Here is a 16,397-nt window from a genome sequence, read left to right on the forward strand (position 1 = left end):
TCGTACGTCGCTGTACGGGTGAATTTCGCTGTACGTCGTCGTACGGGCGGGGCCGGTCGTGCGTGGCCTGGGCAGAAGGTGCACAGGGTGGTGCCTGGTGCTGTCGCCACCCTCCGCCGAGGTGGACGTTGACCGAACCGCCTCGACCAGTGGCCGGCTCGATCCGAGATGGGGGGAATCCTGCCATCTGATGACGGTCGGGTGGCCCTCATTCAGATCAAAATCGGATAACGGGGGCCTGCGCTGTCCGCTATTCGGACGAATACCGTGTCCCTGTCACCCTGTGTATAAGTATGCAGATCTCCCCGCACAGTGCCCGGAGGCCCGCCCGTGGGCCTGCCGGGTTTTGGGCCGCCCGCGCGGGGGCGGCCCGGATGCCGCTCGGATCCGGCTCAGATCCCGCCGTTGACCACCGCGTTCTGGGCCGCGCCCGCGCTCACGTTCCACTTGGCGAGGATCTTGTCGTAGTCGCCGCTGCGGATCAGCTGGTCGACCGCCTTGACCAGGACGTCCCGCAGCGCGGTGTCCTCCTTGCGCAGCGCGATCCCGTACGGGTTGGACTTGGACTGCGCGCCGGTCACCTCGAAGCGGGTGCCGCCGTCGGTGGTCTTCGCCGCGTAGGCGGCCACCGGGAAGTCGTTCAGGCCGGCCACCGCGGCGCCGGAGGAGACCTCGGCGAGCGCCTTGGCGTCGCTGTCGAACTTGCGGACGGTGAGGACCTTGCCGGACCGGGCGCAGGCCAGCACCTGGCGCGCGATGATCTCGTCCTGGGTGGTGCCCTCCTGCAGGGCGACCGTCCGGCCGCAGAGGTCGTCCAGGGTGCGGATGCCCTTGGGGTTGCCCTTGGGGACGATGATCGAGGTGCCCGCGATGAAGTAGTCCACGAAGTCCACGCCGGGGTTGACCTGCTTGCCCGCGTCGTCGGTGCCGTCGCGGCGCTGGCGGATGTCGCTGAGCGCGGACATCGCCATGTCGTACTGCTTGGCGTGCAGGTTCGGTATCAGCTTCTCGAACGGGGTGTCGGCGATCTCGATCCGCAGGTCGAGGATCTTGCCGAGCGCGGTGGCGATCTCCGGGTCGAGGCCGTCCGGCTTGCCGTCCGCCCCCCGGAACTCCACCGGGGCGTAGTTGAGGTCCGTGCCGATCCTCAGCACGCCGGCGGAGCGCTGGGCCTTCGGGACCTTGCCGCGGATCTCCTGGACCGGGTCCTTGGCGGTCTCCTGCCCGCCGCCGCAGCCGGTCAGCAGCAGGGCTCCGGCGGTGGCCAGCGCCGCACAGGTGGCGGCCGGTCGGCGCAGGTGGGGGCGGTGGTGCATGAGGATGCTCCTGTGGGAGGGGTGTGGTGTCACCACGGAGGCGCGGGGGTGTACGCAAGGTGGCGGAAAAGGGATCCTCCCATCCCGCCCTGCCGGGCGGGGCGGCGGGTATGTCAGAATTCGGTACCGGGTGACCCCCGACGCTCGAACCCAGACCGCCGAGTCGCGACAGGCTCGGGGTGCGCAGGAACGGAAGTCCACGACGCCGACTCCGCATCCGAGGCACCGAATCCCCTCCGTGTCTGCAGTTCACTCCTGCGGGTGCGTGTACCTTCTCGCCATTGCCGCCGCCGGAGCCCGGCGCTTGAAGACGCCCGGCGCCTTCATTTGGCCGCAAGGCTGATGAAATGCACGTGACGAGGACGAAAAGGCATAGGTGCGATGCCTTCGTTCGACCTACGCTCGGCCCGAAAGCACAGCGCAGACAACTAGACAAAAAACCCTCACCCGAGGGCGCCGCCCCGACGGCAGCGCCCCGACCCCGCCCCGGGTCCGCTTCGGCGTACCCGGTTTCCGGTTTCCGGCCGGGGTCGTCCGCCCGTCGGCCACGCGTCCTCGCCGAACAATGACGAAGAGGTCATCGTGGCAGCGGAGATCATCCACAGCAGCACTCAGGACACCGACGATCCGGTCGACGCCGTTTTCGCGCTCCACCGCGGCGGCAAGATGGAGGTCCGGGCGACCGTCCCGGTGCGCGACGCGGACGACCTGTCCCTCGCCTACACCCCCGGTGTCGCCCGGGTCTGCACGGCCATCGCCGAGCAGCCCGAGCTGGTGAACGACTACACCTGGAAGGCCAACACGGTCGCCGTCGTCACGGACGGCACCGCCGTGCTGGGCCTCGGCGACATCGGCCCGGAGGCCTCCCTGCCGGTCATGGAGGGCAAGGCCATCCTGTTCAAGCAGTTCGGCGGCGTCGACGCCGTTCCGATCGCGCTGGCCTGCACCGACGTGGACGAGATCGTCGAGACCGTCGTCCGGCTGGCCCCCTCCTTCGGCGGCGTGAACCTGGAGGACATCTCCGCGCCCCGCTGCTTCGAGATCGAGCGCCGGCTCCAGGACGCCCTGGACATCCCGATCTTCCACGACGACCAGCACGGCACCGCGATCGTCACCACCGCCGCGCTGTGGAACGCCGCCAAGGTCACCGGCCGGGAGATCGGCTCGCTGCGCGCGGTCATCTCCGGCGCCGGCGCGGCCGGGATCGCGATCGCCAAGATGCTGGTCGCCGCCGGCATCGGCGACGTGGCCGTCTGCGACCGCCGCGGCGTGGTGTACGAGGGCCGCGGCGACCTGACGGACGTCAAGGCCGAGATCGCCGCGCTGACCAACCGCACGGGCGTGAAGGGCTCGCTGGCCGACGCGATGGCCGGCGCCGACGTCTTCATCGGCGTCTCCGGCGGCACCGTGCCGGAGGAGGTCGTCTCGACCATGGCCGAGGGCGCGTTCGTCTTCGCGATGGCCAACCCCACCCCGGAGATCCACCCCGAGGTGGCGCACAAGTACGCGGCGGTCGTCGCCACCGGGCGCAGCGACTTCCCGAACCAGATCAACAACGTGCTGGCCTTCCCCGGCATCTTCGCCGGCGCCCTCCAGGTCCGGGCCACCCGGATCACCGAGGGCATGAAGCTGGCCGCCGCGAAGGCGCTGGCCGGCGTGGTCGCCGACGAGCTGACGCCGCAGAAGGTGATCCCCTCGCCGTTCGACGAGCGGGTCGCCCCGGCCGTCACCAAGGCCGTGGCCGAGGCCGCCCGGGCCGAGGGCGTCGCCCGCCGCTGACCGCCCTGCGGCACAGCCGGCCGGGGCCGGGACGCGCGTCACACCTACGCGCGGTTCCGGGCCCCGGCCGTCGCCGCTATCGTCCGGACCATGTTTGCTGCCTACGCCGCACGAATCGACGCCGACGACCCGCTGAGCGGGCTTGAGCTGGGCGAACTCCCCGAACCGCAGGCCCGTCCCGGGTGGAGCGTGGTCACGGTCAGGGCCGCCAGCCTCAACCACCACGACCTCTGGTCGCTGCGCGGGGTCGGCCTGCCCGCCGAGCGGCTGCCGATGATCCTCGGCTGCGACGCCGCCGGCGTCGACGAGCACGGCAACGAGGTGGTCCTCCACTCGGTGATCGGCCAGAGCGGCCACGGCGTCGGCCCGGACGAGCCGCGCTCCATCCTCACCGAGCGCTACCAGGGCACCTTCGCCCAGCAGGTGGTCGTCCCCACCTGGAACCTGCTGCCCAAGCCCGCGGAGCTCAGCTTCGAGGAGGCGGCCTGTCTGCCCACCGCCTGGCTGACGGCCTATCGGATGCTGTTCACCAACGCCGGGGTGAAGCCCGGTGACACCGTGCTGGTGCAGGGCGCCGGCGGCGGTGTGTCGACGGCGCTGGTCGTCCTCGGCAAGGCGGCCGGCCTGCGGGTCTGGGTCACCGGCCGGTCCGAGGCCAAGCGCGCCCAGGCCGTGGAGCTCGGCGCCGACGCCGCCTTCGAGAGCGGCGCCCGGCTGCCCGAGCGGGTGGACGCGGTGATGGAGACGGTCGGCGCCGCCACCTGGTCGCACTCGGTGAAGTCGCTGCGGCCCGGTGGCACCATCGTCATCTCGGGTGCCACCTCCGGCCCCAGCCCGAAGGCGGCCGAGCTGAACCGGATCTTCTTCCTGGAGCTCAAGGTGGTCGGCTCGACCATGGGCACCAAGGAGGAGCTGGCCGGGCTGCTCTCGCTCTGCACCACCGCCGGGGTCCGGCCGGTGATCGACTCGGTGCTTCCGCTGGCCGAGGCCCGGGAGGGCTTCGCCCGGCTGGCCAAGGGCGAGGTCTTCGGGAAGATCGTGCTGAACCCGTGAACCCGTGAACCCGCTGAGCCGCTGAGCCGCTGAGCCGCTGAGCCGGGACGGCGGACGGCCGGGTCGGCATCCCGCCGACCCGGCCGTCCCTCCCGTGCGTCCTCCCGTGCGTCAGCCCAGCAGGCGCCGCAGCCGCTCGCCCGCCGCGCCCAGCACCGAGCGGGCCTCGGCGAGCCGGGCGTCCGTCACCCCGCCGTCCCGGGCCGCGTCCCGGACCTGGTCGCGGAAGCGGTCGAGCAGCCGCTCCAGCTCACGGGCCGGGTCGCCGGCCGGGTCGGTCCGGGCCCACATCGGCAGGTCCGCGGCGGCGGTGGGCGGCTCGTCCTTGTCCAGGTCGATCCGGGTGACGTCGACCTTCCCGGCGGCCGGGGCCCCGCCCTCCGCCGGGTGGCCCCAGCGGGCCGCGTCGGCCAGACCGGCCAGACCCCTGGTCAGCTCGGACAGCCCCTCGGCCAGTCCGGTCGACCAGTCGCCCTTGGCCGCGTGCTCGCGCACCTGCTGCTCGACCCGGCGCTTGAGCCGCAGCGCCTCCTGCTGGGCCGCCGTCCGCGCGGCCTTGGACTGCTCGCGCAGCCGGCGGGCCTCCTCCTCGGCGGCCTTCGCCTTGGCCTTGGCGGCCTTCTCCTGGTCCTTGGCGCGCTTGGCCTGCTCCCTGGCCTGGGCCTTGAACTGGGCGAACTCCTCCTTGGCGCGCTGCCAGGCGTCCCGGTCCCCCCACGGGCCGGCCCACGGGTCCCCGCCCTCGGCGCCCTCGGCGCCCTCCGCCCCCGGCTCGGCCTTGCGCGCCTTGCGCGCGGCGCCCCAGAGCTCCTCGCGGAGGTCGTTGGCGCTGTCCCGGACGTCCTCGCGGATCGCCCCGGCGAGCTGGGCCACCGAGTCGACGATCTCCAGCTCCAGCTCGTCCAGCTCGCCCTGGCGGGCCTCCAGCTCCGCGCGCCCGGCGTCGGTGAGCCGGTAGACCTTGCGGCCGCCCTCGGTGCTGTGGGTGACCAGGCCCTCCTGCTCCAGCTTGGCGAGCCGCGGGTAGACGGTGCCGGCCGAGGGGGCGTACAGCCCCTGGAAGCGCTCCTCCAGCAGGCGGATCACCTCGTAACCGTGCCGCGGGGACTCGTCCAGCAGCTTCAGCAGGTAGAGCCGGAGCCGGCCGTGGCCGAAGACGGGGGTCATCTCAGGCCTCCTTGGTGAGGTCGGGGCCGGCCGGGAGCTCCTTGACGACCACCGGGCCGTCCTCCTCGGTGTCGGGGCGGTGCAGCACGGTGACGGCACCGGAGACGGTGGTCACGGAGAGGCTGCCCTTGCCGTCGCCGAGCTGGCCGGAGAGCCGCTTGGCCCCCCAGGTGCCGCCGACCTTGAGCTGCTCGAAGGTGCTGGACACGTCGCCGCTGTTGGTGCCGGCCTCGACCTTGGTGTCGGCCAGCGAGGGCAGTCGGACGCCGACCGCGCCGCTGACCGTGGTGACCTTGATGTCGGTCGGGCCGGTCACGTCGAGGTCCAGGGTGACGTCGCCGGTGACGGCGTTGGCCTGCACCTTGTCGGCGGTGCCGGCGACCACGGTGAGCCGGCCGGAGACGGTGTTCAGCTTGAGCCGGCCGGCCACCGACTGGGCGTCCACGTCGCCGGTGATGGTGTTGGCGTCCGTCCGGCCGGTGAGGCCGACCAGGGTGGCGTCGCCGTTGGCGCTCTGCACCGAGACGTGCCCGGCCACCCCGGAGACGGTGGCGTCGGCCGAGACGGTGCCCACCTTGACCTCGGTCGCGGCCGGCACGGTCAGCGTGACGGCGGCCCGGCGCTTGCGCTTGAACGAGGAGAAGAAGCCCTTGACCGAGTCGACCGACTTGAGCACGTCGCCGAAGTCGTTCCAGCTGCTGAGGTCCTTGTAGGTGACCGTCAGGACGCCGTCCACCAGGGTGACGTGCAGCGGCTCGCCCTGGAGCTCGGTGACCTCCAGGCGGGCCTGGCCCTCGGCCGCGACCACGTTCACCGTGCCGTCGATGATGCGCACGTGCAGCGCGCGGACCGCCTCGTCGATGGTGATCCTGTCGGGTCCCTCGACCGTCCACTGGCTCATCTCTGCCGCCTCCCGTTGTGACTCGCGATGTATCGCGTTCTCTTTTAAAGACGATATATCGCGTGACGGCGAAGTCAAGGGATCCGGCCCGGAGCCCGCCCCGGAGCCGCCCCTGAGCCGCCCCCGAGGCGTCCCCTACGGGGGCGCATGCGAAGGGCCCGGAAGGCGGCTGCCTTCCGGGCCCTTCGAGCGGGGTTCACCGCGTCACTCGTCGTCCTCGTCGTCGAGCCGGGCCAGCCAGGTGGCCAGCCGCTCGACCGGGATCTCGAAGTCGGGGTTGAGGTCGACGAACTCGCGCAGGCGCTCGGCCAGCCACTCGAAGGTGACCTCCTCGTCGCTGCGCCGGTTCGCCAGCTCCTCGATGCCGCGGTCGGTGAAGTACACGGTTCACTCCGGGTCCGGTGGGGATTCGACCTGGTCAGGATAGTCCCGTCCGGGACCGCCCCGGCCGGGGCCTAGCTGGCCCGCCAGGTGCTGATGACGATCTTGGCGGTGCCGGTGGTGGAGTCGGCGACCTCCACCGCGCCGACGGCGATGTTGTGGGTGACCCGGTCGCGGATGCAGAGCAGCCGGCCCGGGGCGACCCGGTTGAAGGACAGGTCGGTGTCGGGACGGGAGTCGATCGCGATGGCGCACTGCTCGGGGGTCACGGTGGCCTCGGTGATCACGGCGAAGTCCGACTTCTCGTCGCCGAAGCTGGTGAAGGCGTTGGCCTTGTTGCTGCTGCCGGTGGCCGTCACCCCCAGCCCCCACTTGAGGTCGTTGCCGCGCGGCACGACGGTGCCCGCCACCAGGTCGATCCGGTAGGCCTCCGAGGAGTAGTCGGCGCCCGGGATGGACAGCGGCTTCTTGTCCAGCAGCGGGGAGTAGCCGGTCGGCCGGGCCGGGGCCGTGACGCCGTTGCTCGCGGACTTCGAGGGCGAGGGCGTGGTGGTGAACGGATCGCTGCCGGTGCTCGGGGACGCGCTGGGCGAGGCCGAGGCGGCCGGCGGGGTGGTCGCGGCGGGCGCCGGATTGGGGGTGGAGGCGGCACTCGACGCGGGGGCGGCCGAGGAGGCCTTGTCGTTGTCCTTGTCCTTGCCCAGCTTGTCCATCAGCACGACGCCGCCCGCCGTGCCGCCGACCGCCATGACCAGCGCGACGGTCAGCAGCACCTTCCAGGAGACGCCCTTGCGCCTGGGCTCCGGCGCGGGGGCCGGGAGGTCGGAGACCACCGGGCCCGGCGGCGGGGTGTCGTAGGACGGCGGCTCCTGGCGCAGCTGCATGGTCGGCGGGGAGGACAGCAGCGGGCCGGTCGGGGCCTCGGTGCCGGGCTGCGGCGGGCCGTAGGCGCCGAGCGGCGGCGGGGTGAAGCCGGGCGGCGGGGTCGCCGGCGGCTGCTGCGGGGTGCTGTACGAGACGGCGGTGGCCGGGTGCGTCGGCTGGCCGACCGGCTGCGGGGGAGCGGTGGGCGGCCCGGCCGGGGCCTGCGGCACCGTCGGCGCAACGGTAGGGGCGGCCGGCAGCGGGGTCGGCGGGGTCTTGGGGAGGTCCGAGCGGCGGGTGATCTCGGTGTTGACCTGCCGGGGCAGCCAGTCGTCGCCGAACCGCAGCTGCCCGCCGACCGACGGGTGGTTGCGGGCGATCTCGATGATCTCGGCGGGCGTGGGCCGGTCCTCCGGGGACTTCGCCAGGCAGCGCAGGACCAGCTCGCGCAGGTCGCCGGGGACGGCGCCCAGGTCGGGCTGCTCGTGCACCACCCGGTAGAGCACCGCGGTGTCCGGGCCGTCGCCGAACGGCGCGGTGCCGCCCGCCACGTACGCGGCCAGCGCGCCGAGCGCGAAGACGTCGGTGGCCGGGGTGACCCGGTGGCCCTGGGCCTGCTCGGGCGACATGAACGCCGGCGAGCCGATCCGGTAGCCGGTGCCGGTCAGCGCGGTGGCGTCGGCGGCCCGGGCGATGCCGAAGTCGATGACGCGGGGGCCGTCGCCGGCCACCAGCACGTTGGCCGGCTTGAGGTCGCGGTGGACCACCTCGACGCTGTGGATGGCCTGCAGCGCCTCGGCGACGCCGCCCAGCAGCAGCAGGACGGTGCGGACCGGCAGCGCGCCGTTCTCCCGTACCACCTGCTGCAGGGACGGGCCCGGCACGTACGCGGTGACCAGCCAGGGGGCGTCCGCGTCCAGGCCGGAGTCGATCACCTGGGCGGTGTACAGCCCGTGGATGCGCTGGGCGTTGGTGACCTCCTGGGCGAAGCGGCGGCGGAACTCGCCGTCCTCGGCGAACTCCGGACGGACCACCTTGAGCGCCACCGGGCGGCCGCCCGGGGTGTAGGACAGGTAGACGCGGCCCATGCCGCCGGCGCCCAGGCGGGCGAACAGCCGGTAGCCGCCGACCTCCCTCGGGTCCTCCGGGAGCAGGGGCTGGAAGATCGGCGGGAGCGGTGAGGCGGCGGAGCCGGGAGGCGTGTCGGCGGTCATGCGGTGATCCCCCTGGGAGAGCGGTGAGGTCGTTCGGCCGGCGCCGGGGCGCTTGGACGGGTGCGCGGACGGCGATCCGGCGAGGGACAACCTATCGAGCCGTCAGGTCGGCCCGCATTCCGGTGGCCGTTTGGTTGCAGAGCTGGGACCTTGACATGGCGCCACCGCGACCGGGTGACGGAACGGCCCCGGCCCCCCGTGCGGAGTGCACGGGGGGCCGGGGCCGTTCGGCCTGAGCCGGGGTCAGAGCGAGAAGATCTCCTCCAGCAGCCCCTGCTGCTCGGCGGCGTGGCGCTTGGCCGAGCCGACCGCGGGGGCCGAGGAGGCCGTGCGGGCGACGCGGCGCAGACGCGAGCCGTTGGCGCTGCGGCCGATGACGACCTGCAGGTGGTCGACCAGGTTCATGGCGATGAACGGCCACGCGCCCTGGTTGGCCGGCTCCTCCTGCGCCCAGACGAACTGGACGTTGTCGCCGTACTTGGCCAGCTCCTCCTGGAGCTCGGCCACCGGCAGCGGGTAGAGCCGCTCGACCCGGACGATCGCGGTGTCGGTGACCCCGCGCTCGGTACGGGCCGCCTCGACGTCGTAGTAGAACTTGCCCGCCGTGATGACCACCTTGCGGACGTTCGCCGGGTCGACGGTGTTGTCACCGATGACCGGGCGGAACGAGCCGGAGGTGAACTCCTCGGTGGCACTCGCCGCGGCCTTCAGACGCAGCATCGACTTCGGGGTGAAGACGATCAGCGGCTTGTGGTGCGGGTTGTGCGCCTGCCAGCGCAGCAGGTGGAAGTAGTTCGACGGCAGGGTCGGCATGGCGACCGTCATGTTGTCCTGCGCACACATCTGCAGGAACCGCTCCGGGCGGGCGGACGAGTGGTCCGGGCCCTGGCCCTCGTAGCCGTGCGGCAGCAGCAGGGTGACGCCCGAGTGCTGGCCCCACTTCTGCTCGGCGGAGGCGATGTACTCGTCCACCATGGTCTGCGCGCCGTTGACGAAGTCGCCGAACTGCGCCTCCCACATGACCAGCGCGTTCGGGCGGGTCAGCGAGTAGCCGTACTCGAAGCCCATCGCCGCGTACTCGGACAGCAGGCTGTCGTACACGGTGTAGCGGGCCTGGTCCTCGGTCAGGTACAGCAGCGGGGTGTAGTCCTCGCCGGAGACCCGGTCGATCAGCACCGCGTGGCGCTGGCCGAAGGTGCCGCGGCGGCTGTCCTGGCCGGCCAGTCGGACCGGGTGGCCCTCCATCAGCAGCGAGCCGATGGCGAGGGTCTCGCCCATCGCCCAGTCGATGGTGTTGTCCTCGACCGAGCCGGCGCGGCGCTGCAGCTGCGGCAGCAGGCGCGGGTGGACGGTCAGCCAGTCCGGCAGGTTGACCTGGGAGGCGGCGATCCGCTTGACCATCTCCTGGGAGATGCCGGTCTGGATGTTGACCGGGAAGTCGGCCTGCGGCTTGCCGTTGGCGGCCGGGGCCGGCGTCTGGGCGGCGTCGCGGACCTCGGCGAAGACCTTCTCCAGCTGGCCCTGGAAGTCCTGGAGCGCCTGCTCCGCCTCTTCCATGGTGATGTCGCCGCGACCGATCAGGCCCTCGGTGTACAGCTTGCGCACCGAGCGCTTCTTGTCGATCAGGTCGTACATCAGCGGCTGGGTGAACGACGGGTTGTCGGCCTCGTTGTGACCGCGGCGGCGGTAGCAGATGAGGTCGATCACGACGTCCTTGTGGAACGCCTGGCGGAACTCGAAGGCGAGCCGCGCGACGCGGACCACGGCCTCCGGGTCGTCGCCGTTCACGTGGAAGATCGGGGCCTCGATCATCCGGGCCACGTCGGTGCAGTACATCGACGAGCGGCTGCTCGCGGGCGCGGCGGTGAAGCCGACCTGGTTGTTCACCACGACGTGCACGGTGCCGCCGGTGCGGTAGCCCCGCAGCTGCGACATGTTCAGGGTCTCCGCGACGACGCCCTGGCCGGCGAAGGCCGCGTCGCCGTGGATCTGGATCGGCAGCACCGGGAAGGTGGTGCCGCCCTGGTCCAGGATGTCCTGCTTGGCGCGGGCGATGCCCTCGACGACCGGGTCCACGGCCTCCAGGTGGGAGGGGTTCGCGGCGAGCGAGACCTTGATGGTCTCGCCGTCCAGGCCGGTGAAGGTGCCCTCGGAGCCGAGGTGGTACTTCACGTCGCCGGAGCCGTGCATCGACTTCGGGTCGAGGTTGCCCTCGAACTCGCCGAAGATCTTGCCGTACGGCTTGCCGACGATGTTGGCCAGCACGTTGAGGCGGCCGCGGTGGGCCATGCCGATGACGGCCTCGTCCAGGCGGTGCTCGGCCGCCGAGTCGATGGTCGCGTCCAGCAGCGGGATGAGCGACTCGCCGCCCTCCAGCGAGAAGCGCTTCTGCCCGACGTACTTGGTCTGCAGGAAGGTCTCGAAGGCCTCGGCCGAGTTCAGCCGGCGCAGGATGCGCAGCTGCTCCTCGCGCTCCGGCTTGGTGTACGGCTTCTCCAGGCGCTCCTGCAGCCACTTGCGCTGCTTCGGGTCCTGGATGTGCATGTACTCGATGCCGACGGTGCGGCAGTACGTGTTGCGCAGCAGGCCGAGGATGTCGCGCAGCTTCATCATCCGCTGGCCGCCGAAGCCGCCGACCGCGAACTCGCGCTCCAGGTCCCACAGGGTGAGGCCGTGGGTGGTGACGTCCAGGTCGGGGTGCTTGCGCTGCTTGTACTCCAGCGGGTCGGTGTCGGCCATGAGGTGGCCGCGGACCCGGTAGGAGTGGATCAGCTCGATGACGCGGGCGGTCTTGTTGACCTCGTCGTCGTGCGTGGTGGCGACGTCGGTGGCCCAGCGGACCGGCTCGTACGGGATCCGCAGCGACTCGAAGATCTCGTCGTAGAAGCCGTTCTCGCCGAGCAGCAGCCGGTGGATCTCGCGCAGGAACTCGCCGGACGCCGCGCCCTGGATGACGCGGTGGTCGTAGGTCGAGGTCAGCGTCATGATCTTGGAGACGCCGAGCCGGGACAGCGTCTCCGGGGCGGAGCCCTGGAACTCGGCCGGGTACTCCATGGCGCCGACGCCGACGATGGTGCCCTGGTTCTGCATCAGGCGCGGCACGGAGTGCACGGTGCCGATGCCGCCGGGGTTGGTCAGCGAGACCGTGACGCCGGTGAAGTCGTCCATGGTCAGCTTGTTGGCGCGGGCCCGGCGGACGATGTCCTCGTAGGCCTGCCAGAAGCCGAAGAAGTCGAGGGTCTCGGCCTTCTTGATCGCCGCGACCACGAGCTGGCGGTCGCCGTTGGGCTTCACCAGGTCGATGGCCAGGCCCAGGTTCACGTGCTCGGGCTTGACCAGGTACGACTTGCCGTCCTTCACCTGGTAGCTGTGGTTCATGCCCGGCGAGGCCTTGATGGCCTGGACCAGGGCGTAGCCGATCAGGTGGGTGAAGGAGACCTTGCCGCCGCGGGCGCGCTGCAGGTGGTTGTTGATGACGATGCGGTTGTCGATCAACAGCTTGGCCGGCACGGCGCGCACGGAGGTCGCCGTCGGCACCTCCAGCGAGGCGTCCATGTTGGTCGCCACCGCCTTCGACGGGCCGCGGAGCTGGACCAGCTCGGGGCCGGTCTCGGCGGGTGCGGCCGGCGCTGCGGCGGCGGCCTTGGGGGCCGGGGGCGCGGCAGGTGCTGCGGCGAGGGGCGCGGGCGCCGGGGCCGCGGGGGCCGGCGCGGGCGCGGCCGGTGCGGCGGGGGCGGGCGCGGCCGGAGCAGCAGCGGCGGGCGCGGGGGCGGCAACGGGGGTCGGCGTGGGGCCGACCTGGGTCGCGGCCTGGGTCACTGGGGTCACCTCGGTACCGGGCTTGTAGTCGGCGAAAAAGTCCCACCAGGCTCGGTCGACCGAGTTCGGGTCCTGGAGGTACTGCTGGTAGATCTCGTCGACGAGCCACTCATTGGGGCCGAAGCCAGTGGAGCTTGCCGAGCTGTTGGGGGTTTCTTGGGACTGTGGCGACACGGCGGCAACCGCCCTCTTCCGCTTCCTTTTGGGATGTTTGGACAGCGGGGATTAAGGCTACGCCCCTGACCAGTGATCGCGCAGTCCCCAGGGCTCAGGCGTCGCCCAGATCACAGTCCTGACCTGCAGTTTGGCTGAAAATGTGCGTTAGAAAGCCGCATGGGAAGGGAACCGATCATCGCCGATCGGCCCCCATATCAGGACGAATCCGGACATAGTGATCGCCCAAGATCCGTATACCACTGTGTCGCTTCTGTGACATGCGGGCGAACGTCGACCGACCCGGGCCCGGCGCCCGCCCGCCCGCGGCTCACCGCTGCCCGGGCAGCCGCACCTCGATCCGGCAGCCGCGCGGGGCCTCGGCCACCTCGATCCGTCCGCCGTGCAGGTCCACCGCCCAGCGGGCGATGGCCAGCCCCAGGCCGGTGCCGCCGTCGGAGCCGGGCCCCTGGGCGGTGGCGGTGCCGCTGCGGCTGAACCGTTCGAAGACCCGGCCGCGGTCCGCGAGCGGGATGCCCGGGCCCTCGTCCTCGACCTCCAGCAGCAGGTCGCCGGGCCCGTCGCCGGGCCGCGCGCGGACCGTCACGGTGCCGCCGGGCGGGGAGTGCTTGCAGGCGTTGTCGACCAGGTTGGCGACCACCTGGTGCAGCCGCTCCGGGTCCGCCACGCCGGTCAGGCCGGTCGGGCTGACCTCCAGTGCCAGCCGGACGTCGCCGCGCCGGGAGAACGCCCCGCCGGCCGTCGCGCCGTCCACGGTGACCCCGCGCAGCACGCCGTCCAGGAACTCGCGCACCTCGAAGGGGCGCGCGTCCAGGGCGACCACGCCGTCGTGGATCTTGGACAGGTCGAGCAGGTGGGTGACCAGGCGGCCGAGCCGCTCGGTCTGCTCCAGGGCGGCACCCAGGGTCGCCGGGTTCGGCTGGACCACGCCGTCGACGACGTTCTCCAGCACGGCGCGCAGCGCGGCGATGGGCGTGCGCAGCTCGTGCGAGACGTTGGCGACCAGCTCGCGGCGGTGGCGGTCGGCGGCCTCGAGGTCGGACGCCATCTGGTTGAAGGTGGCCGCCAGTTCGCCGATCTCGTCGCGCGAGCCCACCTCGACCCGGCGGCTGTAGTCGCCGGAGGCCATCGCGCGGGCGGCGGCGGTCATGTCGCGCAGCGGGGCGGTCAGCCCGTGCGCGAGGAACTGCATGAAGAGCAGTGAGGCGATCATGGAGAAGACCATGATGATCCGGATCTGGGTCTCCGAGCGGATCGCGACGACCACCATGCCGGTGGCCAGGAAGACCGAGACGATCACCAGGAGGGCGAGTTTGCCCTTGATGGACCGGACCGGGTCGAGCGGCCGGATGTCGGCCCAGACCCGGCGGGCGGCGCGGGTGGCCAGTGTGGGCGGCCGCGCTCCGGCGGCGTCCCCGTTGCGTTGCTGTGGAAAGGTCATGGGTCCCCTGTGGGTCCCCCGCGGTGGTCCGAGCGGCGGTTCGGGACACGGGCCCCCCGGAGGCCCGGTGCCCGAGGCGCCGCTAGGAGAGCGGGGCCTCCAGTGCGTAGCCGACGCCGTGCACGGTGCGGATCCAGCTGGCGCCGATCTTCCGGCGCAGCGCCTTGACGTGGCTGTCGACGGTGCGGGTGCCGGACGCGTCCGTCCAGTCCCAGACCTCGGCCAGCAGCTGCTCGCGGGTGAGTACCGCGCGCGGCTGGGCGGCCAGGCAGGCGAGCAGGTCGAACTCGGTCGGCGTCAGGTGGACGTCGCCCGAGGCCAGCCGGACCCGGCGCTGCACGTGGTCGATCTCCAGTTCGCCGAAGCGCAGGCTGCCGAGTGCGGGCGTCCTGGCCGCCTGCTGGGCGCGCTCGACGCGGCGCAGCAGGACGTTGACCCGGGCCGCCAGCTCGCGCATGGAGAAGGGTTTGGTCATGTAGTCGTCGGCTCCGACGCCGAGGCCGACCAGCAGGTCCGTCTCGTCGTCGCGCGCGGTCAGCATCAGAACCGGCACCGGGCGCTGGGCCTGGATCCGGCGGCACACCTCAAGGCCGTCGAAGCCGGGCAGCATGATGTCGAGGACCACCAGGTCCGGCTGCCAGGTGTGGAAGCCGTCGACGGCGCCAGGGCCGTCGTGGGCCACGGCGACCTTGAAGCCCTCCGCACCCAGTCGGGCCGCGATCGACTCGGCGATCGTCGGCTCGTCCTCCACCACCAGCACTCTGCGCTGGCTGCTCACCGTGCCGCCGCTGTTGTTGTTGTCCTGCTGAATTTCTGTCACGGTCACGCCACCGCCCCCAGGGCTGCGGGCCGGCCACCTGTGGGGATGGCGGGGCTCCGCTCGTAGTCTTGTTCCGTCGTGGACTGTGCCGGGTCCGCCGTCCCGCTCCGTCGTGTGTGCGGATCAGGGGGACGGGTGTGGACCGCCCACCCCTCCCGCACACTTCGCAGCGTACGGACAACGGGTGCTTCCCGGCAGGTGGACCGGACATTTCCGGCCCGTGGGCCGGCTGTCCGGCCGCCCTCGGGCCCACTCGCAAGTGGGCACGGGGCGATACCTTACCCGGCGATTTTTCACTCCGTAACGGTACGTATGCAGTTGATTCGGCGCCAAGCCGCCGGTCAGGGCCACTACTCGTGCGTAAACGGAGTGCAGGTCCGTACCAATGCCGAGCCCGGGCCGGACACCGTTTTCACGGGGTATTCCCAGCTGGCTCCCAGGACCGGGACGTACCGTGGTCACGACAAGTCGCGGGGGTGGGATCTCCGGCGCGCGCCGGTACGTTGGGCATCGGACGGGTCCGGTGGCTGCGGGGTCTGGAGCGGAGACGGCATGGCGGAGCTGCGCAAGGATGCGGTGCGGGTCGGATCGCGCCCCGGGCCGCAGGTCGGGCCCGCCGCGGGGCCGCCGTACGGCATGCTGCGCCTCGGTCTGCGGGCCGGCGTCGCCGACTGGATCCTGGCCCGGGTGCCGACGCCCCGGCGCAACCCCTTCGCGCTCGGCTACCTCGCGGTGGTCGGAGCCACCACCACCTTCGCCAGGCTCGCCGACCCGGAGCTGGTGCTGCGCCTCCAGGAGGCGTCCAGCTCGGACGGGCACAACCTGTTGCACCATCCCGTGCGCGCGCTGCTGTTCAGCGGCTTCTGGGTCGCCGGTCCGGTCTGGATGCCCTACCTGTGGGCCTTCGCCTTCACCATCGCCCCGCTGGAGCGCCGGGTCGGGGCGGGCCGGGCGGCCGCGGTGTTCGCGATCGGGCACGTCACGGCCACCGTGCTGTCCCAGGCGGTGGTGCTGGCCGCGGTCGCGACCGGGCGGATGGAGTCCGCGGCGCTGGACCACCTGGACATCGGCGTCAGCTACGGCGTGCTGGCGAGCCTGGGCGCGCTGGCCGGGCTGCTCCCGCCCGGCGGCAGGCTGTCGGTGCTCGGCGGGGCCGGGGTGCTGATCGCCGACCAGATCCTCACCGACCGGGACCTCGTGACCGGGGTCGGCCACCCGGTGGCGCTGCTGGCCGGGGTGGCGCTCTGGCGCTGGCTGCGCCGCGGCCCCGGCCGGCGGCTGCCGCTGCGGCGCTCCCGGGTGGCGCCCGGCGCCCAGCCGGCGGCCTCGCGGGCGTCCGGCTCCGGCGCGGCGGTCCTCGACCGCGCGTAGGCCTGCCCGGTCGATCTTGCCGGGCACGCCGCAGAGTGTTTTTTGACAGGCCCCGAGGGCTCCTTCCCTGTTCGCTCACGGCGAACGAATCCCCGGG

11 protein-coding genes are annotated in these 16,397 nt (G+C 72.2%); 3 read left to right on the forward strand and 8 right to left on the reverse strand.

Annotation, left to right across the window (positions count from 1 at the left end; all coding sequences use genetic code 11):
* Nucleotides 1-392 precede the first annotated feature (392 nt).
* On the reverse strand, nt 393-1,316 hold the full coding sequence (locus ACIGZJ_RS07745) for an ABC transporter substrate-binding protein (RefSeq protein ID WP_396456411.1): 924 nt from the start codon (nt 1,314-1,316) through the stop codon (nt 393-395).
* 582 nt (nt 1,317-1,898) lie between these two features.
* Between ACIGZJ_RS07745 and ACIGZJ_RS07750 the strand changes: the two genes are divergently transcribed.
* Both ACIGZJ_RS07750 and ACIGZJ_RS07755 read left to right on the forward strand, forming a co-directional pair.
* Nucleotides 1,899-3,095 (forward strand): NADP-dependent malic enzyme, encoded by a 1,197-nt coding sequence (locus ACIGZJ_RS07750; RefSeq protein ID WP_392929174.1) that lies wholly within the window; start codon nt 1,899-1,901, stop codon nt 3,093-3,095.
* Nucleotides 3,096-3,185: 90 nt separating this feature from the next.
* Nucleotides 3,186-4,148 carry a zinc-binding dehydrogenase gene (locus ACIGZJ_RS07755; RefSeq protein WP_396456412.1) on the forward strand — a complete coding sequence of 321 codons (963 nt, stop codon included), beginning with the start codon at nt 3,186-3,188 and terminating at the stop codon, nt 4,146-4,148.
* A gap of 111 nt (nt 4,149-4,259) precedes the next feature.
* Here ACIGZJ_RS07755 and ACIGZJ_RS07760 read toward each other — a convergent pair whose 3' ends face one another.
* The 7 genes from ACIGZJ_RS07760 to ACIGZJ_RS07790 form a co-directional block, all read right to left on the reverse strand.
* Entirely contained in the window at nt 4,260-5,315 is a 1,056-nt protein-coding gene (locus ACIGZJ_RS07760; RefSeq protein ID WP_396456413.1) for a helix-turn-helix transcriptional regulator, read from the reverse strand.
* 1 nt (nt 5,316) lies between these two features.
* Entirely contained in the window at nt 5,317-6,216 is a 900-nt protein-coding gene (locus tag ACIGZJ_RS07765; RefSeq protein WP_396456414.1) for a DUF4097 family beta strand repeat-containing protein, read from the reverse strand.
* Nucleotides 6,217-6,420: 204 nt separating this feature from the next.
* Entirely contained in the window at nt 6,421-6,600 is a 180-nt protein-coding gene (locus ACIGZJ_RS07770) for a DUF6104 family protein (protein WP_387945089.1), read from the reverse strand.
* Between the two features lie 71 nt (nt 6,601-6,671).
* Nucleotides 6,672-8,675 (reverse strand): serine/threonine-protein kinase, encoded by a 2,004-nt coding sequence (locus ACIGZJ_RS07775; RefSeq protein WP_396456415.1) that lies wholly within the window; start codon nt 8,673-8,675, stop codon nt 6,672-6,674.
* 243 nt (nt 8,676-8,918) lie between these two features.
* Nucleotides 8,919-12,668, reverse strand: coding sequence for a multifunctional oxoglutarate decarboxylase/oxoglutarate dehydrogenase thiamine pyrophosphate-binding subunit/dihydrolipoyllysine-residue succinyltransferase subunit (locus tag ACIGZJ_RS07780; RefSeq protein ID WP_396456416.1), 3,750 nt, complete (start codon nt 12,666-12,668; stop codon nt 8,919-8,921).
* Between the two features lie 310 nt (nt 12,669-12,978).
* Nucleotides 12,979-14,109: a sensor histidine kinase gene (locus ACIGZJ_RS07785; RefSeq protein ID WP_396456417.1), complete on the reverse strand. Its 1,131-nt coding sequence runs from the start codon at nt 14,107-14,109 to the stop codon at nt 12,979-12,981.
* An 82-nt stretch (nt 14,110-14,191) separates the two neighbouring features.
* Nucleotides 14,192-14,929 carry a response regulator transcription factor gene (locus tag ACIGZJ_RS07790; RefSeq protein ID WP_396456418.1) on the reverse strand — a complete coding sequence of 246 codons (738 nt, stop codon included), beginning with the start codon at nt 14,927-14,929 and terminating at the stop codon, nt 14,192-14,194.
* Nucleotides 14,930-15,481: 552 nt separating this feature from the next.
* On the opposite strand from ACIGZJ_RS07790, the gene ACIGZJ_RS07795 reads away from it, so the two are divergent.
* Nucleotides 15,482-16,300 carry a rhomboid-like protein gene (locus ACIGZJ_RS07795; protein WP_396456419.1) on the forward strand — a complete coding sequence of 273 codons (819 nt, stop codon included), beginning with the start codon at nt 15,482-15,484 and terminating at the stop codon, nt 16,298-16,300.
* Nucleotides 16,301-16,397: the final 97 nt, after the last annotated feature.

Origin of the sequence: Kitasatospora sp. NPDC052868 (assembly GCF_044547105.1) — a bacterium.
In the GTDB taxonomy this organism is placed as follows: domain Bacteria; phylum Actinomycetota; class Actinomycetes; order Streptomycetales; family Streptomycetaceae; genus Kitasatospora.